The organism is Micromonospora chokoriensis (assembly GCF_000718555.1).
Classification (GTDB): Bacteria; Actinomycetota; Actinomycetes; order Mycobacteriales; family Micromonosporaceae; genus Micromonospora; species Micromonospora chokoriensis_B.
Genome location: NZ_JOAN01000010.1, coordinates 13,363 through 37,045 on the forward strand (window position 1 = coordinate 13,363; position 23,683 = coordinate 37,045).

Consider the following 23,683-nt stretch of genomic DNA (forward strand, 5'->3'; position numbering starts at 1 on the left):
CCGCTGGCCCCGTTGATCCGCGTCCGGGTGCCGGGGCAGCTGAGGACGACGACGCCACCGAAGGAGCCCGGCAGGTTCGGCAACGACGCTGATTTTCGAGGCCGCCGCGCGAAGGCTCGGCTACCGGATCAGCGCGGCAGGTAGATGCGCCAACCCTCGATCGTGACCAGGTCGAGGCTGCCCGGCGTGCTGCGCTGCCGTTCGTCGAGCACCTCCGCCAGCGGCGAGCCAGCCGGCGCGACCCAGGCCGGTGCCGTCGCGCTGTCCACCTCCCGCCGGTACGCGGGGTAGCGGTCGAAACCGGGGCGCAGGTTGTCGTCGACGACCGCGCAGACCACCTGCTCGGCGCTGGCGAAGGTGAGTCGGTTGCAGGTCCAGTAGCCAGCGCGCACGTGCCGTACGCCGAGTTGGCGCAGGGTGCTCACCAACTCGGTGTGCCGGGCCTCAGCGGCTCGGGTCGCCGGGACGGTCTCTGCTGCCCGCCAGGTGGCGTGGGCGGCGGTGCCCAGCGTGGCGGCGAGCAGCACCACCGCGACCGGGCGGGCCAGCGTCGACCCGACACCGCGCCGACCGGTCGCCGACCGGCGCAGACCGTGCCGGGCCGCCGCCCATACCGGCCAGAGCAGCGCCGGGAGGGAGATGAGCAGGCAGGACAGGTAGCGGGAACTCTCCACCGGGGTCAGCCCGGCGGAACTGCTCACGGTGTACGCGCCGAGGGTGGCCACCGCGGCCAGCACGAGCGCCAGCCGGACCGCCGCCGAGACCCGGCCCACCGGGCCGGCAGGACCGGCAGCGTCGGAGGGGGGTCGACGCAGCGTGCGCCAGGCGGTGGCGCCGGCGATGGCCAGCAGCAACGGCAGGGCGAGCGCCCACCAGAGCTGCCAGGTGGCGCACTGCCCGGGAGCGCAGAAGCCCATGCCCAGCGACGGGCCGAGCACCAGGCCGCCGTGCAGCCGGTCCGCCCAGCCCGCGCTGGCGTTCGCACCGCTGGCGGCGAGCACGGCGTGCAGCGGATTCCGCCCGTTCAGCAGGCTGTGCAGCAGCAGCGGGGCCGCCCCCAGCACGGCCGCCGCACCGAGCAGGGCCCCGGCCGCCCCCCGTAGCTCCCGTCGGCAGAACCCGACGAGCACCGCCCCGGTCGCCACGACGTACGGCAGCACGAGCGGGTCGACCCAGAGCATCAGGCCGGCCAGGAACCCCCACGATGCCCAGCGCGCCAACCGCCAGCCGGGTCGCCCGCTGTCGGTCGACCGCCGGCCGGTGGCCAGGTCCACGGCGAGTACTGCCAGCGCCACCCCGGCCGCGTTCATCTCGGGGTAGCCGCCGCCGGCGATCAGCTGGTTCTTGATGATCCGGTCGGAGCCGAGGGCCAGCAGCGCCACCACCAGCAGCCCGAACCAGCGGTCCCCGGTCAGCCGCAGCGTCAACCGCCAGGCCAGCAGCAGGAACACCACGTACAGCGCGAGCGTGGGCAGCCGCAGACCGAGCAGTGACGGCCCACCGTTCAGGGCGAACACCGGCGCGGCCAGGTACGCCTCCAGCGTGCCCATGTAGTGCTGGCCGTAGAACCAGACCGGGAAGCCCTCGCCCCGGGCGATGTGCAGCGCGGCCAGCCCCATGGTGGCCTCGTCGCTGTTCGTCGGCGGCGTGGCGTGCAGCAGCAGCCAGAGGCGGTAACCCACCCCGGCGAGCACGGCCAACCCGGTGAGCCAGCCGACCAGACCGGGGCGTGCGCCGGGCCGCGGGCGCGGGGAGTCGGCGCCGCGCGGCTGCTCGCGTACGCCGACGGTCATCCCACGATCATGACACCCGGGCGCCGAACGGCCGTGCGGCGCTGCCGGCGGCGTTAGCTGGCGGTGACGACCGCGGCGGCGGCGCGGGCGTCGACGGCCTGCTGGTAGAGCCGACCGGCCCGGTACGACGAGCGCACCAGCGGCCCGCTCATCACCCCGGCGAAGCCGATCTCCTCGGCCTCCTCGCGCAGCTCCACGAACTCCTCCGGCTTGACCCAGCGGGTCACCGGGTGGTGTCGGGGGGTGGGGCGCAGGTACTGCGTGATGGTGATCAGCTCGCAACCGGCCTCGTGCAGGTCGCGAAGCGCCTGCGACACCTCGGACCGCTCCTCGCCCATGCCCAGGATGAGGTTGCTCTTGGTGACCAGGCCGTCGGCGCGCGCCTGCCGGATCACGTCCAGCGAGCGGTCGTAGCGGAACGCCGGCCGGATGCGCTTGAAGATGCGCGGCACGGTCTCCACGTTGTGGGCCAGCACCTCGGGACGGGAGCCGAAGACCTCGGCCAGCTGCTCGGGCACCGCGTTGAAGTCCGGGATCAGCAGCTCGACGCCGCAGCCGGGCTGCAGGGCGTGGATCTGTCGGACGGTCTCCGCGTACAGCCAGGCGCCGCCATCGGGCAGGTCGTCGCGGGCGACGCCGGTGATGGTGGCGTAGCGCAGCCCCATCGAGACCACCGACTCGGCGACGCGACGCGGCTCGTCGGCGTCGAACTCGGCCGGCTTTCCGGTGTCGATCTGGCAGAAGTCGCAGCGCCGGGTGCACTGGTCACCGCCGATGAGGAAGGTGGCCTCCCGGTCTTCCCAACACTCGTAGATGTTGGGGCAGCCGGCCTCCTGGCAGACGGTGTGCAGCCCTTCGCGCGAGACGAGCCCGCGCAGCTGGGTGTACTCCGGACCCATCTTGGCCTTGACCTTGATCCATGGCGGTTTACGCTCGATCGGCGTCTCGGCGTTGCGTGCCTCGATACGCAGCAGACGCCGCCCCTCGGGGGCCGCCGTTGCGGTGCGCGCTGCCTGGCCGGTCGTCGGCGCGGAGTGCTCGATCGTCACGAAAACGAGCCTACGCCGGACGGTGGGTGTCTATGTGCGTCAGGCGACCGGCGTCACGCCCCAGACGTTGTGACGCCGGACACCGGACAGTCGAAAAAGGGCGTCACAGACGGGGGAATCGGGTGCTAGGTTCTCCGCCAACAGCGACGACGGAGCCGAGTAGCGCCCGACCCGCCAGTGCAGAGAGCCGCCGGTGCTGAGAGGCGGTCTGGCGCCGGCGCGCGAAGACCCTCCCGAGCTGCGGGAAGAACGGTTGCGGGTCACCCGTGCCCAGTAGAGCCCGCCCGGCTGGCCCCGGTCATCAGGCGACGAAAGAGGCTCCCGCTTCGGCGGGGGCGAAGGTGTGGTGGCACCGCGAGGTTCCCGCTCGCCCACACCTCCCTGGGGCTGATGCGACGCATCGCTTCCCTAGGGCGGCGACGGCGTGGCGATCGACCGAGGAGCAGTACGCCATGCAACGAACCCTGTCCCACCAACTGCCCGCCCAGATCGGCACGACCGTGCGGATCGCCGGCTGGGTGCACCGCCGCCGACTGCTCAAGTCGGTGGCCTTCCTGATCGTGCGGGACGCCGCCGGCCTGGCCCAGGTGGTCGTCACCGACCCGGCCGTCCGCGCTGAGCTGGAGAAACTCACCGAGGAGACGGTCGTCGAGGTCACCGCGACGGTCACCGCGAACGAGACGGCGCCCGCCGGGGTCGAGCTGACCGACCCGACGGTACGTCCACTTGGGCCGCCCGCCGTGCCACCGCCGTTCGACCTGTACCGGCCGGCGCTCACCGCGAGCCTGCCCACCCAGCTGGACAACGCGTCCACCGCGCTGCGGCACCCGACCCGGTCGGCCGCGTTGCGGATTTCGGCGGCAGCGGTGGCCGGGTTCCGGGCCGCACTCGACGCTCACGACTTCGTGGAGGTCCACACGCCGAAGGTGGTCAGCTCCAGCACCGAGAGCGGGGCGAACGTGTTCGCGCTGGACTGGTTCGGCCGGCCCGCGTACCTGGCCCAGTCGCCGCAGTTCTACAAGCAGCTGATGGTCGGCGTCTTCGAACGCGTCTACGAGGTGGGGCCGGTCTTCCGGGCCGAGCCGCACGACACCGTCCGGCACCTCGCGCAGTACACGTCGCTCGACGCGGAGTTGGGCTTCGTCACCGACCACCGGGACGTGATGCGCGTGCTGCGCGACACCCTGGCCGAAATGCTGGACGCGGTGAGCGGGCGAGCCGGCGCGGCGCTGGCGACGCTCGGCGTCACGCCGCCGCAGGTGCCGGTCGAGATTCCGGCGGTGCACTTCACCGAGGCGCTGACGATCGCGGGTGCCCCCGCCGACGAGCCGGACCTCGCACCCGCCCACGAACGGGCGTTGGGCGAGTGGGCTCGCCGCGAACACGGGTCGGACTTCCTCTTCGTCACCGGCTACCCGATGGCGAAGCGGCCGTTCTACACCCACCCGGACCCGGCGCGGCCCGCGTACTCGAACGGTTTTGACCTGCTCTTTCGTGGTCTGGAGCTGGTCACCGGCGGGCAGCGGCTGCACCGGCACGCCGACTACCTGGCGGCGTTGGCGGCCCGGGGTGAGCCGATCGAGCCGGTCGCCGAGTATCTGGACGCGTTCCGGCACGGCATGCCGCCGCACGGCGGCTTCGCCATCGGCCTGGAACGGTTCGTGGCCCGGTTGGTCGGCGCGGCCAACATCCGGGAGGTCACCGCGTTCCCGCGCGACCTGCACCGGCTGACCCCGTGAGCAGAGCGGCCCCCGGCGTTGTCGCCGGGGGCCGCTGCTCAGACCTCGATGTCGCTCAGACCGCGATGAGGGTGGCGAGTCGGCGCTCGACCACCGGCAGCACGTCGGCGACGCTGATCGGGCGGCCCAGCTCGGCGGTGAGCGAGGTGACGCCCGCGTCCCGGATGCCGCACGGCACGATCCGGTCGAAGTACGTCAGGTCGCAGTCGCAGTTGATCGAGAAGCCGTGCAGGGTGACGCCCCGGGCCACCCGGATGCCGATGGCGGCCACCTTGCGGGCCGGCCCGCGATCGTCCTCGGGAACCCAGACCCCGCTGCGCCCCTCGATCCGGCCGGCGGTCAGCCCGAACTCGGCGCACACGTCGATGAGCAGCTCTTCGGTGCGGCGCACGTAGGCGACCACGTCCACCGGGTCGGGCAGCCGCACGATCGGGTAACCGACGAGCTGCCCCGGCCCATGCCAGGTGATCTTGCCGCCGCGGTCCACGTCGACGACCGGGGTGCCGTCCATGGGCCGGTCCCACGGTTCGGTGCGCTTGCCCGCGGTGTAGACGCTCGGGTGCTCCAGCAGCAGCACGGTGTCGCCGCGCTCGCCAGCCACCACCGACTCGTGCAGGCGCCGCTGCTCGTCCCAAGCGGCCTGGTAGTCGAGCAGGCCGGCACGGACGGCCGTCAGGCCGGGGGTCGTCGTTGTCACGGCGTCCAGCCTAGCCCCGCTACCGGGGATCTTCCCTGGTGAGCCGCCTCACCGCCGCTTCGCCCGGCTAGCGGTCGGCCGGCGGGATCCGCCAGAGCCAGACGTCGTCGACCCGTTGCGGCTCGCCGAACAGGGCGGTGCCGGTCCGCAGCAACGCCCCCTCGTCGATCTCGAACTTCGCGCCGTGCACCTCGTCGGCGAGCACCACCGTCTCGATCTGCCAGTGCCGCAGGTCCGACTGCACCTCCCGGATCGTGCCGTCGGTGACGATGGGGACCAGCCCGTCACGCCCGGCCTGGTCCATCAACGCGCTCAGGGTGCGTGGCACCGGGCCGATGCGACCCCGCCCGTCCGGCCCGCCGGGGCCGAGGAAGAAGCCGCCGGGGATCTTGAACTCGCCCTGCCGGTGCGACAACGCGTACGCCTGCCAGCGCTGGCCGTCCGGGTAGATGTCCACGGGCAGCGGCACCGGGGTCAGCACCCCGTCCGGTGAGACGTAGTCCCGCCACGTGCCGGAGGTGATGAACCGCGGGATCGGTTCCCGCTCGTCGGTCAGCAGCGGGGTGGGTAGCAGCGGCACCAGGGCCACCGCGAAACCGAGCAGCCAGGCCAACTCCGTGGAGCGGTGCCGCGGTGGTGTGGCGCGCAGTTGGTCGACGGCGTACGCCAGCAGCAGCCCGACCACCGGCACGACCACCAGCGCCAGTCGGGCCGGCAACGCGGCGTTCACCACCGGCAACTGTCCGACCAGGTCGAACGGCATGGGGAGGTCGGTGCGCCGCCCGTCGACCTTGGCGACCGGGCCGAAGGAGAGCACCGTGAAGATCAGCGCGAGAGCGCCCAGCGCCCAGAGGGTGGCCCGGCGGTGCGCGTCGGCCCGCCGCCAGAGCGCCACGAAGCAGACCACGGTGAGCACCAGCAGCGGGATGCCGAAGAACGAGTTCTCCTCGGTCGGATTCGGTGCCAGCGAGGTGCCCAATCCCGCCTCGCCGGCCAGCGAGCGGCGCGGGAAGGCGGCGAACGCCGCGATGTCCTCGGAGTGGATCACCGGGTCGAAGCCGGTGCCGTGGAACCGCTGCGGCCCGGCGAAGTGCAACCACAAGGGGTACGACAGCAGTGCGCCGGCGACCACGGCGGTCACCCCGAGCCCGCGCAGGAAGGTAGGCAGCGCGGTGCGTGCCTCGGCCCGGTTGACCGGGTGCAGCGCCCAGATGGCGACGAAGACCCCCAGCGCCAGCGCGGTGAAGAAGAGCCCCTCGGCGGCGATCGAGAAGGCCACCGCGACCAGCACGCCGAGGATCGCCCCGTCGCGCAGCCAGTGCCCGGCTCGGCGCAGCGCGAACAGCCGCCAGATCAGCAACGGCACCAGCCAGCCGGCGGTCCAGTTCAGGTGCGCGTTTGCGTGCGACACCATGCCGGGGGAGTAGGCGATGAACAGGGCGCCGACCCCGGCGGCCAGCCGGCTGCGGACCAGGCGCCGGGAGAGCAACCAGTACCAGACCAGCGCGGTGGCGAACAGGTTCAAGGTGAGGATGACCAGGAACGTCGCCGGTGGCCCGATCAGGTACGTCAGCGGGGCGAAGACCACCGCGTACACCGTGATCGAGGTGTTGACCGCGAGGTTCACCCCGTCCGGGACGTTGATCAGGTAGGTGAAGAGCGGGTTGTCCCCGTGGGTGACCGCGTGCCCGCCGAAGGCCAGCAGCCACTCGAAGAGCGCCTGGTCGCTGGAGTTGACGGTGATCGTGCGGACGTTCGGGTCCCGCCACAGCCCACTTGTCACCCACACGGCGAGCGCGAGCGCCACCAGCACGACGATCAGGTCGGCCCGGCGGTCCCGGACGACGCGCGGCGGTGACGTGGGTGCGGGCCCGGTGGCCAGCGACGGGGAGGACGGCACGCAGCGGACGTTACCAACCGGACCTGGACGGGCCGGTCAGACCGGCGGTTGTGGTGTGTTCCCCTTCCGGCGTACACAGCGTCCGTCGTAAATGTGTGAGCGTGCCCCATGTCATCGCGGTGACACATCGTCGTAACGTCCTGGCAATTCGACCGTGACCCAGTTCACAGTCTGCCCCTTCAGGAGGCCGCCGTGCGCCGCTCCTCGTCCATCCTCACCCGGCTGCTCGGTGCGGCCGCCGGGATCGCCCTCGCCGCCGCCGGCGCGGTCGCCATCGCCGCACCCGCGGCGGCCGCCACCCTCACCCAGGTCACCGGGTTTGGCTCCAACCCCGGCAACCTCGCCATGTACGCCTACCGACCGGACAGCCTGCCGGCCAACTCGCCCGCCGTCGTCCTGCTGCACGGGTGTACGCAGAACGCCTCCGGTTACTTCGCCAACTCCGGCTGGCAGAAGTACGCCGACCAGTGGAAGTTCGCCCTGATCGTCGCCCAGCAGCCCGCCGGCAACAACGCCAACTCCTGCTTCAACTTCTTCGAGTCCTCCGACACCACCCGAGGCCAGGGCGAGGCGCTGTCGATCAAGCAGATGGTCGACCACGCCAAGGCGAACTTCGGGGTGAACGGCTCCCGGGTCTTCGTCAGCGGGCTCTCCGCCGGCGGGGCGATGAGCGCGGTCATGCTGGCCACCTACCCGGAGGTCTTCGCCGCCGGATCGATCATCGCGGGGATTCCGTACCGCTGCGCCACCAGCATGGTCAACGCGTTCAGCTGCATGAACCCGGGTGCGGACAAGACCCCGGCCGCATGGGGTGACCTGGTCCGCGGCGCGTACTCCGGCTACACCGGCCCACGGCCCAGGGTGGCCATCTGGCACGGCACCTCGGACACCACCGTCACCCCGCTCAACGGCACCGAGTCTCGCGACCAGTGGACCAACGTGCGGGGCGTGTCGCAGACCCCGACCAGCACGTCGTCCCTGCCCGGCAACACCAGCCTGGAGGTGTACGGCAACGACGACGTGCGCCTCTACCGGATCTCCGGAATGGGTCACGGCACCCCGGTCGACCCGGGTTCCGGGGCTGAGCAGTGCGGCACCGCCGGGGCGTACTTCCTGGACACCATCTGCTCGACGTACCGCGACGCGCTCTTCTTCGGCCTGAACAGCGGCGGCACGAACCCCACCCCAACCCCGACGGCAACCCCGACCCCGACGGTGACCCCAACCCCGACCCCGACCACGCCGCCGACCTGCGTAACGGCCAGCAACTACGCGCACGTGGCGGCCGGCCGGGCGTACCAGTCCGGCGGCTACGCCTACGCCAACGGCTCCAACCAGCGAATGGGCCTGTACAACACCTTCTACACCACCGCACTCAAGCAAACCGCCCCGAACTACTGGGTGATCGGCTGCTGATCCCACCCCTGCCTCTGTTGATCAAGAGGTTTGCGTCATCCGGAAGCCGGAATCTGACGCAGACCTCTTGATCAACGCCAATGGTGGCGGGGGTCAGGGGGTCAGGGCTGCTTCTAGGGCTTGGGGGAGGGTGGGGTGCTTGTAGCGGTAGGCGGCTCGGGTGAGGACGCCGGGGAGGACTCGGGTGCTGGTCAGGGCTTCGTGGGCGAAGCCGCCGAGGGCCACCTTGAGCGCCAGGGCCGGGATCGGGATGACCGCCGGGCGGTGCAGTTGCCGGGCCAGTTCGCGGGTGAACTCGGCGTTCGTCACCGGGTTCGGTCCCACCACGTTGACCGGGCCGGCGATGTTGTCGTGCTTCAGCAGGAAGAGGGTCGCGTCCAGCCAGTCGGCCATCGAGATCCACGGCAGCCACTGTCGGCCGCTGCCCAGCCGGCCGGCGATGCCCAGCTTGAACGGCAGCAACTGCGGCTTGAGTAGGCCGCCGTCGCGGTGCAGCGGCAGGCCGGTGCGCAGCCGCACCACGCGTACCCCGGCGTCTTCGGCTGGCCGGGTCGCGGCCTCCCACACCCGGCAGACGTCGGCCAGGAAGCCCTCGCCGGCCGGCGCGTCCTCCTCGACGGCCCGGTCACCGGTGTTGCCGTACCAGCCGACCGCCGACGAGTTGAGCAGCACCGCCGGTCGGTCGGCGGTCGGTAGGCCGGCGAGGGTGGTCGCCAATGTCGTGGTGCTGTCCACCCGGCTGGTGCGAATCAACCGCCGGTAGTCGTCGTTCCAGCGCTTGTCGCCGACGCCCGCGCCGGCCAGGTTGACCACGGCGTCGGCCTCGGCGACCACGGCCGGGTCGAGATGCCCGGCGGCCGGGTCCCACTGGCGCTCCTGTGGCCCGCGCGGCACCCGACGGACGAGCCGGGTGACCTGGTGCCCGTCGCTGACGAGCCGGTCGGCCAGCCGGGTGCCGAGGAAGCCGGACGCGCCAGCCAGAAGGATCCGCATACCCCCATCTTCGCCCAAACCCTCGCCTCCGGATGCGCCCTGTGCCGCACCCCGTGCCTCACCCCGCGCCGATCTTGTACTTTGTGTTGCCGTTATACCCAGCTAAGTCCACTTTGTCGGGACAGTAAGTGCAAGATCGACGGGGAATGGGGTGGGGAGTTAGGGCCTTGGGGCGGGGCCTAGGAGATCCTCGGGCCTGCCGGGGCGGCCGGTGAGGGCGTTCAACGCGCTGACCAGCCGTTTCTCCTCGTAGCGGAAGTGTGACTCCAGCAGTGCGGCCAGCCCGTCCAACTCGGCGCGCACCTGGGCGACGGGCATCGCCGTGTCGTTGGACAGCAGCGCCTCGACCCGTTCCAGGATTCCCGCCACCACCTCGTGGTCGACGATCAGATTTTCGATGACCGGGCGCAGCTCGGGAACCTCGTCGGCCAGCAGCCGGAACGCGCCGGAGTCCTCGCCGGTGTGGTGTCGGCCCAGCGCGGCGCAGAAGGTCAGGCAGTGTGCCCGTAAGTCCCGGGACGGAGTGTCGAGGTTTTCCCGCAGGCGGGCCAGCTCCGCGCTGAGCCAGAGGTGGATCTCGATCATCTGATTGCCGACGGCGGCAAGCCGGCCGGCCGGTGAGCCGGTGGGGTGCACGTGCGTCCCCTTGTTGTCCGCGCGCCTCCATGCCCACGACGGCCTTCGTGCCGGGTGCACCGCGACGCTGCGCCGGATTCTAGCTGGCCATGATCACGGCGTGGTCGGCTCGTCGGGCTCCGGGACGTTGTGCCAGCGTGCACGCCAGGCTGCCTCGTGGGCTTCGTGGCTGGTCCGTTCCTGGAAGACGGCGGCCCGCAGCGCGTGCCGGGATTTCGACATCACCACCACCTCCACGGCCACCAGCGCCACGCAGATCACGGTCGCGAGGGTGAGCGCGCCCAGTGCCGGCAGGTGTTGGCCGACCGGGAGGGCTGCCGTGAGCACCACGATGACGCCGACGCGGGTCCAGCTGACGGTGTGCAGGGTGCGTAGCTGGAAGAGCATGTTGACGGCGAAGTAGCAGATCAGCCCGCCGAAGAGCATCGGCACCGCAGGCCCCTCGACCTTCTCGGCGATCCCACCGGCCGGATCGGTGATCTTGTGCAGGATCTCTTCGTTGCCGATCGAGAAGAGGATCACCCCGGCGATCATCGGCAGGTAGAGGTACGCGTACGCGTCGCGGGCCATCGCCACCCGGGGGGCGCCCTCCGCGGCGTGCAGGGCGATCCGAGCGGCCGGCCCGATGAAGTCGAAGTGCGCCCACCAGAGGGCGGCGGTGACCACGATGCCGAGCGCGGCGGCGGCCACCGCCGGCCAGGTGACCGGCTTGCCGAGCAGGTTGCCGCCCACCCCGGTGCTGATCACCGACTCGCCCAGCGCGATGATCAGAATGAGGTCGTAGCGCTCCGTCCAGTGCTCGGCGCTGGTCACCCCCCAGCCCCAGGTCCCGACGATGAAGCCGGTGGCGTACTGCACCAACACCACGGCGATCCACAGCCCGTCGCGGACGAGCGCCGCCCGGCCCGGGTCGTCGATCAGGGTCGGGACCAGCGCGGCGGCCAGCAGCAGGACGATGCTCGCCGCCAGTTCGGGGGCGAAACGGCGGAGCTGGCGACGCTCCTGCGGGCTGTCCCGGACCACGTGCTGATAGAGGGCCCAGTGGATGCCGCGGACCACGACGTAGCTGATGGCCACCAGCATTGGGCCGCCAGCGCTCCCCTTCGGGTCACTGAACGCCTGCGGCAGCGCCAGCGCGAACGCGAACAGGGCGACCATCGCGATCACCATGAGCACCGGGACGTAACCCTCGCCGAGCCGGACCCGGGTGGCGACCAGGCTGTGCACCACCCAGATCCACCAGAGCACGGTGAGCACCAGGCCGGCGTGCAGCAGTTGCCGGCCGGAGATGTTCGCGGCGGTCGCGCGGGTGATGATGAAGAACGAGAAGACGAAGACCAGATCGAAGAAGACCTCGAACTTGTCCACCCGGGCACCGGGAGCGATCGGGACTGCCGGCCCGAGCTGTCCACCACGCCGCCGGTAGCCGCCCACGACCCCACTCTGGCAGCGTCCGGCCTGGTCGGAGGCCCGAACGGCGATGGCGGCGGGTTCCAGCGTTACCTGTGCTCCGGGTCGGGGAAACACCCGGACCACGGCCTCCCGCAGGGGCCGGGCGGTGTGCCCAGACCGGACAAGGACGGATAATGACGACGAACAACCCAATCACGACTTCGTTCGCCCATAACTCCACTGCCATGGAGGTGATCCAGGGCGTGGACCTCGTCGGGCGGCGGGCGATCGTCACCGGCGGATCGTCCGGGATCGGCGTGGAGACCGCCCGCGCCCTGGCCAGCGCTGGCGCCGAGGTCACCCTGGCCGTCCGCAACCCCGACGCCGGCCAGCAGGCCGCCGACGACATCACCGGCAGCACCGGCAACGACCGCGTCCTGGTCGCCCCGCTCGACCTCGCCGACCAGGGATCGGTCGCCGACTTCATCGCCAACTGGGACGGTCCGCTGCACATCCTGGTCAACAACGCCGGCATCATGGCCGCACCCCTGTCCCGCACCCCGCAGGGCTGGGAGATGCAGTTCGCCACCAACCACCTGGGGCACTTCGCGCTCGCCACCGGGCTGCGTCGGGCGCTCGCGGCGGGCGACGGGGCAAGGATCGTCTCGGTCAGCTCCGCCGCCCACCTGCGCTCGCCGGTGGTCTTCGAGGACATCCAGTACGACGACCGCGAGTACGAGCCGTGGCAGGCGTACGGGCAGTCCAAGACGGCCAACGTGCTGTTCGCCGTCGAGGCGACCCGGCTCTGGGCCGACGACGGCATCCTCACCAACTCGCTGATGCCCGGCGCGATCCGGACCAACCTCCAGCGCTACGTCAGCGAGGAGGAGCTGAACCGGCTGCGCGCCGGGAACGCGGCGGCCTGGAAGACCGTCGAGCAGGGCGCCGCCACCTCGGTGCTGGCCGCCGCCTCGCCGCTGCTGGACGGGGTGGGCGGGCGCTACTTCGAGGACTGCCAGGAGGCCGCCCCCGCCCAGCCCGGCGGGCGGACGGGTGTCGCGGCGTACGCGCTGGACCCGGAGGCCGCCGAGCGACTCTGGCAGGTCTCGACCGCCCTGCTGAAGGGCTGAGACTACAAACGAAAGGGTGCCCCGGTCGACGACCGGGGCACCCATTCGGCGTTGCGGCTAGATCAGGACAGGCCCAGCTCCGCCTCGAAGTTGCCGGCCTCCAGCCGCTCCTTGACCGCAGCCAGGAAGCGGGCCGCGTCGGCACCGTCGATCAGCCGGTGGTCGTAGGACATGGCCAGGTAGACCATCTGCCGGATCGCGACGACCTCGCCCAGCTCCGGGTCGTTGACCACGACCGGACGCTTGACCACGGCACCCGTGCCGAGCATCGCGGACTGCGGCTTCGGCACGATCGGGGTGTCGAAGAGCGCGCCCCGGCTGCCCGTGTTGGTAAGCGTGAAGGTCGCCCCGGCGATCTCGTCCGGGCTGATCTTGTTGGTCCGGGTCCGCTCGGCCAGGTCGGCGACCCGCTTGGCGATGCCGCCCAGGTTGAGGTCACCGGCGTTGTGGATGACCGGCACCACAAGGCCCCGCTCGGTGTCCACCGCGATGCCGAGGTGCTCCGCTGCCGGGTAGGTGATCGTGCCGCCGTCCAGGTCCAGCTGGGCGTTGACGATCGGGTACGTCTGCAGCGCCTCGACGGCGGCGAGAGCGAAGAACGGCAGGAAGGACAGCTTCACGCCGTGCCGCTGCACGAACGAGTCCTTCGCCTGCGCCCGCAGCTTGGCGACCCGGGTGACGTCCACCTCGACCACAGTGGTGAGCTGCGCCATCTCGTGCAGCGACTCCTGCATCCGGGTGGCGATGGCCTTGCGGATCCGGGGGAGCTTCTCGGTGGTGCCCCGCTTGCCGCTCGGCTGCGGCTTGACGGCCGGCTTGGCCGCAGCCGCCGACGGTGCGGCGGCCGGTGCGGCGGCGGGAGCGGCCTTGGCGGCCTTCGCCTTCTCGGCGGCCTCCAGCACGTCCTGCTTGCGGATCCGGCCACCCACGCCGGTGCCGTTGAGCGCGGCCAGGTCGACGCCGTGCTCACTGGCGAGCTTGCGCACCAGCGGCGTCACGTACCCGGCGGCCTCCTCGCCGGCAGCCGGTGCCGGGGCGGACGGGCGCGGCGAGGTCGCCGCGGCCGGCTGCGCGGCCTGCTCGGTCTTCGCCGGCTGCGCCGAGCTCTCGGTCTCCGCGGCGGGCTCGTTGTACGAGCTGCCCGGCGTCGGCTCCTCGACCTTCGGCGTCGGCTTCGGCTCGGCCTTCGGCGCCGGCTTGGCCTCCGCCTTCGGCTCGGGCTTCGGCTCGGACTTCGCCGGGGCGGGTGCCGCGCCGGCACCGCCGATGATCGCCAGCTCGGCACCGACCGCAGCGGTCTCGTCCTCGGCGACCTTGATCTCCAGCACCGTGCCGGCGACCGGCGACGGGATCTCGGTGTCCACCTTGTCGGTGGAGACCTCCAGCAGGGGCTCGTCGACCTCGATGGTCTCGCCGACCTGCTTCAGCCAGCGGGTGACCGTACCCTCGGTGACGCTCTCGCCCAGGGCCGGCATCTTGACCGCGGTGCCCTCGCCCGACGAGGCGGCGGCCGGAGCCGACGCCTCGGCCGGAGCCTCATCCTGGGCGACCTCGTCCGCGGTGCCCTCGGCGGCGGCCGTCGGCTCGGTGGCCGGCTCGACCGCCTCGGCCGGGGCCTGCTCCTGCCCGGCGGCGGCCTCGCCACCACCGGTCGACTCGCCCTCACCGGCGATGACGGCCAGCTCGCTGCCGACCTCGGCGGTCTCGTCCTCGCCGACCACGATCCGGCTCAGCACGCCCGCCGCGGGCGACGGGATCTCGGTGTCGACCTTGTCGGTCGAGACCTCGAGCAGGGGCTCGTCAACCTCGACCGTGTCGCCCTCCTGCTTGAGCCAGCGAGTGACGGTGCCCTCGGTGACGCTCTCGCCGAGCCGGGGCATGGTGACCGATACCGGCATTTTCTGAGACTCCTTCATTCCCCTGGTGGGATCTTCGCCCGTCGCCGGACGCCGCGGTTTGGATGATCAGGCGTGCGCGTGCAGCGGCTTGCCGGCGAGGGCCAGGTGCGCCTCGCCCAGGGCCTCGTTCTGGGTCGGGTGGGCGTGCACGAGCTGGGCGACCTCGGCCGGGTACGCCTCCCAGTTGTAGATGAGCTGCGCCTCACCGATCAGCTCACCCACCCGGGCGCCGATCATGTGTACGCCGACCACCGGGCCGTCCTCGACCCGGACCAGCTTCACGAAGCCGGTGGTCTTGAGGATCTGGCTCTTGCCGTTGCCACCCAGGTTGTAGTTGTACGACTTGATCTTGTCGGCGCCGTACTGCTCCTTGGCCTTCGCCTCGGTGAGACCCACCGACGCCAGCTCCGGGTCGCAGTAGGTGACGCGCGGGATGCCGACCTCGTCGATCACGGCCGGGGTCTGCCCGGCGATCTCCTCGGCCACGAAGATGCCCTGCTGGAAGCCCCGGTGCGCGAGCTGCAGGCCCGGCACGATGTCGCCGACCGCGTAGACGTTCGGCACGCTGGTGCGCAGCCGCTCGTCGGTCAGCACGTAGCCGCGGTCCATCTTGACGCCCTGCTCCTCGTACCCGAGGTTGGCGGTGTTCGGGCCGCGACCCACGGCGACCAGCAGCAGCTCCGCCTCGACGGTCTCGCCGCCCTGGATCGTGAGCTTGACGCCGCTCTCGGTCTTCTCGACCTTCTCGAACGGCTTGCCGACCTTGAAGTTGATCTTACGCTTGCGGAACGCCCGCTCCAGCGCCTTCGACGACTCCTCGTCCTCGGCGGCGACCAGTCGGGGCAGCGCCTCGACGATCGTCACGTCCACGCCGAAGGACTTCCAGACGCTGGCGAACTCGACGCCGATCACGCCACCACCGAGCACGATCACCGACGACGGCACCCGGTCCATCGTGAGGGCGTGGTCGCTGGTGATGATCCGCTCGCCGTCGACCTCCAGGCCGGGCAGGCTCTTCGCGTACGAGCCGGAGGCCAGGACGATGTTGCGGCCGGTGTAGCGCTTGCCGTCCACCTCGACCACGTTCTTGCCGACCAGCCTGCCGGCGCCCTCGACGATGGTGATGCCCTTGTTGCCCTTCAGCATGCCCTGCAGGCCCTTGTACAGGCGGGAGATGACACCGTCCTTGTACGCGTTGACCCCGGCCATGTCGATGCCGATCAGCTCGGCCTTCACGCCGAACTGCTCCGACTCGCGGGCCTGGTCGGCGATCTCGGCCGCGTGCAGCAGGGCCTTCGTCGGGATGCAGCCATTGTGCAGGCAGGTGCCGCCGAGCTTGCCCTTCTCGACCAGCGCGACCTTCAGGCCCAACTGGACGGCGCGCAGCGCGGTCGCGTAGCCGCCGCTGCCACCTCCGAGAATGACAATGTCGAAGGTCGCTTCGTTCGGCTCGCTCACGTCCAACTCCCAGGTCGCGTCGCTGCATCGGGGGTCACGGGGATGTAACACAGACACACCCCACCTCGGTCATCTTGTCACCACTGAGCACAGGGTGCGTACTGAGGTGCCCAACGACACGTCATCGACACGTACCCTTGGCACCGTTGTCGATGACGCACGGTGGGGGAGAGAACCGGTGGGGTTGTTCCGGCGCCGCAAACAGACGGCTACGCCGAGCCATGACCGTGCCGCCGATCGGGGCGACCTGGTCCATCTGGAGAACTTCATCCGGAGCCGGCCCGGCGTCGAGGCGTACATCGAGCCGCGGACGACGGTGACGGAGACCACGGTCATCCTGATCGCCGACGACGGGGAGTGGACCCGCCGGCGCATCGACGGCCCGGACGGCGCCCGGCGCTTCGCGCACCGGATGGGCATCCCGGTGTACGACGTCCGGCTAATGGGCTACCCGCAGCGGATGCGCGACTTCAACGAACGCCGCAAGCGTCGCCCCGACCACTACTGAGATATGCCGAAGGGCCCCCTGCCAACGCAGGAGGCCCTTCCGCGCGATCCGTCAGCCGTTGGTGGCGACGTCCTCGACCAGCTGGACGAGGGTGCGGACCGGGACGCCCGTGCCGCCCTTGGTCCAGTAACCGGTCGGCTCGCCCGAGTGGTAACTCGGCCCGGCGATGTCGATGTGCGCCCAGGCCACGTCGTCGGTCACGAACTCGCGCAGGAACACGCCGCCCTGCAGCATGTGACCGGCCCGGTCCATCCCGGCGTTGACCTGGGAGATGTCCGCGACATCCGACTCCATGCCCTTACGGACGTCGTCGGGCAGCGGCATCGGCCAGGCCGGCTCGCCGACCGAGTCTCCGACGACCTTCACCCGGTCGCACAGCTCCGGGGTGCCCATCACGCCGGCCATCCGCTTGCCCAGCGAGATGACCTGGCCGCCGGTCAGGGTGGAGGTCTCGAACAGGTAGTCGGTGCCATCCGCGCAGGCGCGGGCCATGGCGTCGCCCAGGATCATCCGGCCCTCGGCGTCGGTGTTGAGCACCTCGACCCGCTTGCCGTTGAACATGGTGATCACGTCGCCCGGCCGGTAGCTGGTGCCCGACGGCATGTTCTCCGCCATCGGCAGGTACGCGCTGACCGCCACCGACGGCTTCAGCGCGGCGATCGCCAGCATGGCGGCACCCACCGCGGCGGCGCCCGCCATGTCGGACTTCATCTCCCACATGCCCTGCGCCGGCTTGATCGAGATGCCGCCGGTGTCGAAGGTGATGCCCTTGCCGACAAGCGCGACCCGCTTGCCGTTGCCGCTGCCCTGCGGGGTGTAGGTCAGCTTCACCAGCCGCGGCGGGGCCTCCGAGCCCTGCCCGACCGCGACGATGCCGCCGTACCCGCCAGCGGCCAGCGCCGCCTCGTCCAGCACCTCGACGCCGAGGCCCGCCTCGCGGGCGGCGCTGGCGACCGCGTCGGCGAACGACGGCGGACGCAGCTCGTTCGGCGCGCTGTTCACCCAGTCCCGGCTGAGCCGGACCGCGCTCGCCACCACCTGCGCCCGGACGACCTCCGCCTGGGCACCCGCGTCACCGGCGTCCGGCACCGCGATGAGCACCTCGGCGACCGGCTCCCGCCGGGTCGGCTGGGGGCGGGTCTTGTAACCGGTGAACCGGTACCCACCCAGCAGCGCGCCCTCGGCGACCGCGCGCAGCTCGGCTGAGGCGTCCGCGTCGTCCGGCAGCGGCAGCGCCAGTGCGACCTTGGGTGCGCCCGCCAGGGCACGGATCGCCGCACCGGCGGCCCGGCGCAGCGTCTCCGGGGCCGGGGCGGCACCCGACGGCTCCGGGCCGAGCCCGACCGCGGTGACCAGCGGGGCGGTCACGGTGCCCAGCGTGGCCAGCTTGATGACCTCACCCGGCCCACCGGTCGCGCCAAGCAGCGCGAGGGTCTCGGTCAGCTTGCCGTCGAACGCGGCCGCGATGCTCTCCGCGCCGCTGGCCAGCAGCAGGGTGCCGGCGAGGCCGCTGGTGGCGCCCTGCTCTCCGGTCTGGCTGTGCACGCCAATCACGATCGCGTCGACGGCGAGCTCGGCCGGGTCGGTGTCGACCAGGCTCAGGTTGGTGGTGCGGGGTGAAGTCACTGAAGCTACTCCGGGCGGGCCGGGCCGGTCGCGGCATCGCGTACCAGCGGTGATGGTCTCCGGCGGAACCTACCCGCCGGACGTCATGGCTGTCCCGCCGACAGCGCCAGCGGGTTCCCGCCGATGCTAACCAGCGACGTTGCCCCCGGTAAGTTGCCACCCATGACCGACGTGACCTCCGACGCCGCCGCGACCCGGCTGCGTCGTTCCCCGCTGCACGAGCGGCACCTCGCCGCCGGAGCCAAGTTCGCCCCCTTCGGGGGCTGGGAGATGCCGCTGGAGTACGCCGGCGGCGGCGTGCTCAAGGAGCACACCGCGGTGCGTACGGCGGTCGGGGTCTTCGACGTGTCGCACCTGGGCAAGGCCCGGGTGAGCGGCCCCGGCGCGGCCGACTTCGTCAACTCCTGCCTCAGCAACGACCTGGGCCGGATCGGTCCGGGCCAGGCGCAGTACACGCTCTGCTGCGACGACGCCACCGGCGGTGTGGTGGACGACATCATCGCCTACCTCTACGCCGACGACCACGTCTTCCTCATCCCGAACGCGGCGAACACCGCCGAGGTGGTGCGTCGGTTGCGCGCCGCCGCGCCCGCACAGGTGACCGTCACCGACGAGCACGAGGCGTACGCGGTGCTGGCCGTGCAGGGCCCCCGCTCGGCCGAGCTGTTGGCCGCCCTGGACCTGCCCACCGAGCACGGCTACATGAGCTTCTCCGCAGCGAGCCTGGCCGGGGTGGAGCTGACCGTCTGCCGTACCGGCTACACGGGTGAGCTGGGCTACGAGCTGGTGGTGCCGGCGGAGCACGCGGTGGCCGTCTGGGACGCGCTCTTCGCCGTCGGCGCGACGTTCGGCCTGCGGGCCTGCGGGCTGGCCGCCCGGGACACGCTGCGTACCGAGATGGGTTACCCGCTGCACGGGCAGGACCTCTCCCTGGAGATCAGCCCGGTGCAGGCCCGCTCCGGCTGGGCGGTCGGTTGGGACAAGCCGGCCTTCTGGGGCCGCGACGCGCTGCTCGCCGAGAAGGCCACCGGCCCCCGGCGTACGCTGCGCGGCCTGGTGGCCGTCGACCGCGCCATTCCTCGCCCCGGCATGACCCTGCACGTAGGCGACACTCAGGTCGGTACCGTGACCAGCGGCACCTTCTCCCCAACCCGCAAGCAAGGCATAGCCCTGGCCCTGCTGGACACCGACGCCAACCTGGCCGACGGCGACCAGGTAGAGATCGACATCCGAGGCCGTCGAGCCCCCCTGAAGCTGACGAAACCCCCCTTCGTAACCCCCTCAGTGAAGTAACCCCACCCCTCGGCGCCGGTGATCAAGAGGTTTGCGTCAGGTTCGGACGAGATTCTGACGCAAACCTCTTGATCAACTAGGGCGGTGGGTTGGGGGTTCGCCGGAATCTAGGACTGCTTGGGTCCAGCCGCCTTCGATGACGCCTGTCGCGTCCAGGACGGCCCAGTCGACTACTTCGGACGTTTCCACCACCACTGGGGCGCCGATGCGCACGCTCTGGTCGGTGTTGGCGTCGCTGGCGCTCACGCCGACGATGCGTTCCGGGGCTTCCCACGAGGTGACGCCCGCCCAGACGTACTCCGGGCCGTCGTCTCCCGGCAGGCCGTACTTCACCACCAACTGCGACTCGGCGGGGAGCTGGCCAGCGACGAATCGGGCCCGCGCGTCACCAAGCGCGGCCCGGGCGGTGGCGACCGCACGGCTCATCGCGTCACCGGCGCGGGCGTAGCGCACGTCCGGCTGGATCCCGGAGAACAGGGTCGCGCAGGCGGCGGCGTAGTAGCGCCCGTCCGGGCCGGGGTGCCCGGCCGGCGGGCGCAGGCTGAGGAACGAGTCGGCCTCCGGGTCGGTCGCCGGGTCCAGTTCGAGGCGCAGCAACACCGGGGCGGTGGCGCCGTGCTGCTCCGGGTTGCCGTACGCCACCGCGATGTCGTGCCCGGTGACCGTGGCCAGCACCGGCAGCTGCACGAACGCGGGCACCTCCTCGCCGGTGAGCCCGTCGGTCCAGTCCCGCAGCAGCCGTCGGGCCGCGCCGGTCATCACCGCACCCCAGGCGCGGGTGAGGTGGTCGGGCACCCCCTGGGTCTGCAACTCCAGCAGGCCGAAGCGGCGTAGCCCCTTGGTGGTGAACCACAGGCCCTCGGTGTCCGACGAGTACGGCACCAGCACCCAGTCGACCAGGCGGATGCGGCCCTGCTCGTCGGGGAGGGAACGCAGCGCAGTCGCCGGGTCGAGGAACTGGAGGCCGAAGACGTCCACCACGTCGCTGTCGACGGATTCCGCCACGGCGGCCGCGACCGCCCGTGCGGCCCACTCGTGCGCGGGCGGCCAACCGGGCCGGTACTCGGCCTGTACGACCACCAGGTGCGTCGCCGCCGCCAACCGGGCCAACTGCTCCTTCGTGGCGCCGAATGCGGTGAGCAAGTCCGGCGGCAGCTCGGGGAACTCGGCGATCGGCCGGGTGTCGACGCTCATCAGCGGGCTGTCGAGCATCTGCCGGGCCAGCCCGTGCACCGGCTCGGTGAGCCGGCCGGTCAGGGCCGCCACCGCGGTCTTCGTACTGACCTTCGGTAGCCCGACCATCGGCACCAGGTAGGTCGCGCTGAGCGACTCCGGCACCGGTACGGGCAGGAAGTCGTCCGTGATGAGCATGCTGGGGTCCCCCGGTGGCCGCGCCGGTGTTGTCGAGCCGAACGCTACCCGGCCCGCCGTGCCCGCTTCAGCCGGACAGCACCAGACCCAGGTAGACCAGCGTGGTGACCACCTCGACGGTCGCGCCGAGGACGTCGCCGGTGATCCCGCCGAGTCGGCGTACCACGTGGGTGAGCAGCAAGAGCGCGACGGCGAGCGCGGCGACGACGGCCAGCGGCCCCTGCCACGGACGGCCCGGCACCGCGGGTACCGCCAGCAGCACGACGGCGATCGCGCCGGCGGTCAACGCCACCGGGCCGACCGTGCCGGCCACCAGCGCACCCAGCCCATCGGGCCGGGCCGCCGGCACTGCCCGCCGGCAGGCCACCGTGACGCCGAACCGCCCGGCCGCGGTCGCCACGACCACCGCCGCGAGACACGCCAGCCAGGACCGCCCCGCCAGGTCGGCGAGCGCCGCCGCCTGCACCAGGAGTACGACCACCAGGGCGACCACTCCGAACGGGCCGACGTCCGGCTTCTTCATGATCTCCAGGGCGGCTGCACCCCGCCGGTACGAGCCGAGCGCGTCCACGGTGTCGGCCAGCCCGTCCAGGTGTAGCCCTCGGGTGAGCAGCGCGGCGACGCCGACGGTCACGCCGGCCGCCACCAGCGGGGGAGCGAGCGCGCCGGTCAGCAGCAGCACACCGGCCAGCACGGTGCCGAGCAGCGCGCCGACCACCGGGGCGAGGGCCATCGCCGTGCCGGCGACCGGGCGATCGATGCGCCCGGCGCGCACCGGCAGCGTGGTGAACGTGGTGACCGCCAGCCGGGCTCCCGCGAGGAGCGGCGACTCAGCCGGCACGCCAGCCCGACGTCGGCTGCTCGTCCGCCCCGGTGCTGGCCGGGCCCGGCCCGGCCGGCTCCGGCTCGGCGTAGTCGGGCTCAGCCAGATCCGCGTCGGCGTAACCCGGGTCGGTGGACTCCGCAGCCGGGTCGGTCTCGTCGCCGTCACCGAGTGACGGGTGGGCCGGCAGGGCGGCGGAGAGCGCCAGCACCGAGCGCAGCAGCGGGAGCGCCACCAGCGCGTTGGCGCCCTCGCCGAGATCCAGTCGTAGGTCGAGCAGCGGGGTGAGGCCCAGCACGTCGGCGGCGAGCCGCACGGCCGGGTGCCCGCCGTGATCGGCCAGCAGGCACCAGTGCCGTGCCTGCCCGGCCAGGTCACGGCTCACCATGCCGGCGGCCACCCCGACCGGCCCGTCGAGCAGCACCGGCACCCGGCGGGCAGTGGCGCCGAGCAGCACGCCGGTGGCCACGGCCAGGTCACCGCCGCCCAGCTCGGCCAGGATGTCCTTGGCACCGCGCGGCGAGCGGCGGGTGCGGTGCAGCGCGTCGCGTACCGCCGCGCAGCGGATCATCCACGCCGCGTCGTCGATCTCGCCGGAGTCGGTGATCACCCGGCCCAGCACGGCGGGCGGCTCCGCGCCCGCGGTTGCCGCGAGCACCGCCGCGGCCGCCGCCTCGGTGCCGGCTCCGCACGCAGCGAGCACCAGCAGTTGTACGCCGGCGTCGGCGGCCTGCTCGGCCAACCGCCAGCCGTAGCGCAGCGCGGACTCCACCTGCTCCGGCGTGAGCGCCGGCTGCTCCTCCATCGGTGCGGAGGCCGGAGTGTCCACCACCTGCAGGCTGGCGCCGCTCTCGGCGGCCAGCCGTGCCAATGCGCCCCGGCCGGCACGGGCCTGCGTGGCGCGTCGCTTCGACTCACCGGCCACGGTGCCCGCCGACGCCCCGCCGGCGTGGTCGCCGTGCAGCAGCAACACCCGCACCGAGCCCCAGGCGGCGGGGGTCGAGGTGCCCTGGGTGGCGGCGGCGAAGCCGACCACCCGGTCCAGCACGCCCAGCCCGGCGCCCGGTACGTCAAGCGTGGCCAGTCGGTCCACCGCCTGCGGGCCCGCGTACTCGTCGGGCATCGGCAGCTCCATGCCGGGCTGGATGACCAGCCCGGTGGCCACCATCGGCAGCGCCATTGTCGGTGCGGCCCAGGGGGTGCCCGACTCCTGGCTCGGGGCGGCCGGGGGCGTGTGGGTCAGCACGTCGGGCAGCTGCACCTCGGGGGTCGGCTCGGCGTCGGCCAGGATCGCCCGGATCGGCGCGGACGCGGTAGCGGGGGCGGCCGGCACGCTGGCGGTGGCTGCCGGCTCGGTGGCGGCCGGCTTGAGCCAGACCGGCTGACCGGCGACGACAAGCACCACCGCGTCGGCGGCGTCGGCGACCGCGCGGTTGGCCGCGCCCAACGCGTCGGTGAACGCCCGGCCCAGCGGGGTGGTCGGCACCAGCGACAGCCCCACCTCGGGGCTCACCAGCACCACCCGTGCCGAGCAGGCGCGGATCGCCTCGGCCAACTCGGCGATCGTCGCCACGTCGTCGGCGGGCTGGTGGTCCGGGTCGAGCAGCACCGTCACCCAACCACCCAGGTCGTCGACGAGCAGCGTCTCGTTGGGCTCGGCGGAGGCGAGCACGTCGGCCAGCCGGCGCGGGTCCTCGGTGGTCTCCTCGGTGGTCCAACTGCCCGGCCGTCGGGCGCGGTGCGCCGCCAGCCGGGTCGCCCACTCGGTGTCCTCCGGGTCGCCCTCCGGTGCGGTGGCGACGTAGCGGACCACCGGCGCGTCGGTGACCAGGGACTCGGCGAACTCGGACTTGCCGGACCGGATACCGCCGAGCACCAGGACCGTGTTCCACCCGTCTACGGACATGCCCGTACCTTAAGGCCGCCCAGGGTCGCGGTGCCTGCCGGCCCGGTGCTCTCGC

The 23,683-nt window shown here is 72.1% G+C and carries 18 protein-coding genes; 5 read left to right on the forward strand and 13 right to left on the reverse strand.

Annotated elements, in window-relative coordinates; genetic code table 11:
• Nucleotides 1–128: 128 nt before the first annotated feature.
• Nucleotides 129–1,793: a hypothetical protein gene (locus IF46_RS0114470; protein WP_030488853.1), complete on the reverse strand. Its 1,665-nt coding sequence runs from the start codon at nt 1,791–1,793 to the stop codon at nt 129–131.
• Between the two features lie 53 nt (nt 1,794–1,846).
• On the reverse strand, nt 1,847–2,842 hold the full coding sequence (lipA, locus tag IF46_RS0114475) for a lipoyl synthase (RefSeq protein ID WP_084597910.1): 996 nt from the start codon (nt 2,840–2,842) through the stop codon (nt 1,847–1,849).
• Between the two features lie 452 nt (nt 2,843–3,294).
• Here lipA and aspS point away from each other — a divergent pair, with 452 nt between their 5' ends.
• Entirely contained in the window at nt 3,295–4,581 is a 1,287-nt protein-coding gene (aspS, locus tag IF46_RS0114480) for an aspartate--tRNA(Asn) ligase (protein WP_030488855.1), read from the forward strand.
• Between the two features lie 55 nt (nt 4,582–4,636).
• Here aspS and lipB read toward each other — a convergent pair whose 3' ends face one another.
• Both lipB and IF46_RS0114490 read right to left on the reverse strand, forming a co-directional pair.
• Nucleotides 4,637–5,278: a lipoyl(octanoyl) transferase LipB gene (gene lipB / locus IF46_RS0114485; RefSeq protein WP_030488856.1), complete on the reverse strand. Its 642-nt coding sequence runs from the start codon at nt 5,276–5,278 to the stop codon at nt 4,637–4,639.
• A gap of 67 nt (nt 5,279–5,345) precedes the next feature.
• A complete protein-coding gene (locus IF46_RS0114490) occupies nt 5,346–7,178 on the reverse strand; it encodes a hypothetical protein (RefSeq protein WP_030488857.1) in 1,833 nt (610 codons plus the stop codon).
• 192 nt (nt 7,179–7,370) lie between these two features.
• Between IF46_RS0114490 and IF46_RS0114495 the strand changes: the two genes are divergently transcribed.
• Nucleotides 7,371–8,594, forward strand: a complete 1,224-nt coding sequence (locus IF46_RS0114495; RefSeq protein WP_030488858.1) for a PHB depolymerase family esterase — start codon at nt 7,371–7,373, stop codon at nt 8,592–8,594.
• A 93-nt stretch (nt 8,595–8,687) separates the two neighbouring features.
• Here the strand turns inward: IF46_RS0114495 and IF46_RS0114500 are convergent, their stop codons facing one another.
• From IF46_RS0114500 to IF46_RS0114510, 3 genes are all read right to left on the reverse strand, one after another.
• Complete coding sequence (locus IF46_RS0114500; protein WP_030488859.1) at nt 8,688–9,587, reverse strand: TIGR01777 family oxidoreductase; 900 nt, start codon at nt 9,585–9,587, stop codon at nt 8,688–8,690.
• A 159-nt stretch (nt 9,588–9,746) separates the two neighbouring features.
• A complete protein-coding gene (locus IF46_RS0114505) occupies nt 9,747–10,223 on the reverse strand; it encodes a hemerythrin domain-containing protein (RefSeq protein ID WP_030488860.1) in 477 nt (158 codons plus the stop codon).
• A 93-nt stretch (nt 10,224–10,316) separates the two neighbouring features.
• Complete coding sequence (locus IF46_RS0114510; RefSeq protein WP_030488861.1) at nt 10,317–11,657, reverse strand: low temperature requirement protein A; 1,341 nt, start codon at nt 11,655–11,657, stop codon at nt 10,317–10,319.
• 152 nt (nt 11,658–11,809) lie between these two features.
• On the opposite strand from IF46_RS0114510, the gene IF46_RS0114515 reads away from it, so the two are divergent.
• Nucleotides 11,810–12,745, forward strand: coding sequence for an SDR family NAD(P)-dependent oxidoreductase (locus tag IF46_RS0114515; protein ID WP_030488862.1), 936 nt, complete (start codon nt 11,810–11,812; stop codon nt 12,743–12,745).
• A 62-nt stretch (nt 12,746–12,807) separates the two neighbouring features.
• On the opposite strand, the gene sucB is transcribed toward IF46_RS0114515, so the two are convergent.
• On the reverse strand, nt 12,808–14,643 hold the full coding sequence (gene sucB, locus IF46_RS0114520; RefSeq protein WP_030488863.1) for a 2-oxoglutarate dehydrogenase, E2 component, dihydrolipoamide succinyltransferase: 1,836 nt from the start codon (nt 14,641–14,643) through the stop codon (nt 12,808–12,810).
• Between the two features lie 66 nt (nt 14,644–14,709).
• Nucleotides 14,710–16,101, reverse strand: a complete 1,392-nt coding sequence (gene lpdA, locus IF46_RS0114525) for a dihydrolipoyl dehydrogenase (protein ID WP_036392184.1) — start codon at nt 16,099–16,101, stop codon at nt 14,710–14,712.
• A 178-nt stretch (nt 16,102–16,279) separates the two neighbouring features.
• Here lpdA and IF46_RS0114530 point away from each other — a divergent pair, with 178 nt between their 5' ends.
• Nucleotides 16,280–16,609 carry a hypothetical protein gene (locus IF46_RS0114530; RefSeq protein ID WP_030488865.1) on the forward strand — a complete coding sequence of 110 codons (330 nt, stop codon included), beginning with the start codon at nt 16,280–16,282 and terminating at the stop codon, nt 16,607–16,609.
• Nucleotides 16,610–16,660: 51 nt separating this feature from the next.
• On the opposite strand, the gene IF46_RS0114535 is transcribed toward IF46_RS0114530, so the two are convergent.
• Nucleotides 16,661–18,235 carry a leucyl aminopeptidase gene (locus IF46_RS0114535; protein WP_030488866.1) on the reverse strand — a complete coding sequence of 525 codons (1,575 nt, stop codon included), beginning with the start codon at nt 18,233–18,235 and terminating at the stop codon, nt 16,661–16,663.
• A 162-nt stretch (nt 18,236–18,397) separates the two neighbouring features.
• On the opposite strand from IF46_RS0114535, the gene gcvT reads away from it, so the two are divergent.
• Nucleotides 18,398–19,528 carry a glycine cleavage system aminomethyltransferase GcvT gene (gene gcvT, locus IF46_RS0114540; protein ID WP_030488867.1) on the forward strand — a complete coding sequence of 377 codons (1,131 nt, stop codon included), beginning with the start codon at nt 18,398–18,400 and terminating at the stop codon, nt 19,526–19,528.
• Nucleotides 19,529–19,600: 72 nt separating this feature from the next.
• Here the strand turns inward: gcvT and IF46_RS0114545 are convergent, their stop codons facing one another.
• The 3 genes from IF46_RS0114545 to IF46_RS0114555 all read right to left on the reverse strand — a co-directional run bounded on the left by IF46_RS0114545 (nt 19,601) and on the right by IF46_RS0114555 (nt 23,628).
• The gene (locus tag IF46_RS0114545) at nt 19,601–20,899 is read right to left on the reverse strand and encodes a DUF2314 domain-containing protein (protein ID WP_030488868.1); all 1,299 of its coding nucleotides are present in this window, start codon (nt 20,897–20,899) and stop codon (nt 19,601–19,603) included.
• 67 nt (nt 20,900–20,966) lie between these two features.
• A complete protein-coding gene (locus IF46_RS0114550; RefSeq protein WP_030488869.1) occupies nt 20,967–21,740 on the reverse strand; it encodes an adenosylcobinamide-GDP ribazoletransferase in 774 nt (257 codons plus the stop codon).
• Entirely contained in the window at nt 21,730–23,628 is a 1,899-nt protein-coding gene (locus IF46_RS0114555; RefSeq protein ID WP_030488870.1) for a bifunctional adenosylcobinamide kinase/adenosylcobinamide-phosphate guanylyltransferase, read from the reverse strand. The genes IF46_RS0114550 and IF46_RS0114555 overlap by 11 nt, the downstream gene beginning before the upstream one ends.
• Between the last annotated feature and the right edge of the window lie 55 nt (nt 23,629–23,683).

Coding starts and splice junctions, on each gene's coding strand:
- gcvT (WP_030488867.1), top strand. CDS start 18,398: ATGACCGACGTGACCTCCGACGCCGCCGCGACCCGGCTGCGTCGTTCC.
- IF46_RS0114470 (WP_030488853.1), bottom strand. CDS start 1,793: ATGACCGTCGGCGTACGCGAGCAGCCGCGCGGCGCCGACTCCCCGCGC.
- IF46_RS0114545 (WP_030488868.1), bottom strand. CDS start 20,899: ATGCTCATCACGGACGACTTCCTGCCCGTACCGGTGCCGGAGTCGCTC.
- IF46_RS0114500 (WP_030488859.1), bottom strand. CDS start 9,587: ATGCGGATCCTTCTGGCTGGCGCGTCCGGCTTCCTCGGCACCCGGCTG.
- aspS (WP_030488855.1), top strand. CDS start 3,295: ATGCAACGAACCCTGTCCCACCAACTGCCCGCCCAGATCGGCACGACC.
- IF46_RS0114515 (WP_030488862.1), top strand. CDS start 11,810: ATGACGACGAACAACCCAATCACGACTTCGTTCGCCCATAACTCCACT.
- IF46_RS0114555 (WP_030488870.1), bottom strand. CDS start 23,628: ATGTCCGTAGACGGGTGGAACACGGTCCTGGTGCTCGGCGGTATCCGG.
- sucB (WP_030488863.1), bottom strand. CDS start 14,643: ATGCCGGTATCGGTCACCATGCCCCGGCTCGGCGAGAGCGTCACCGAG.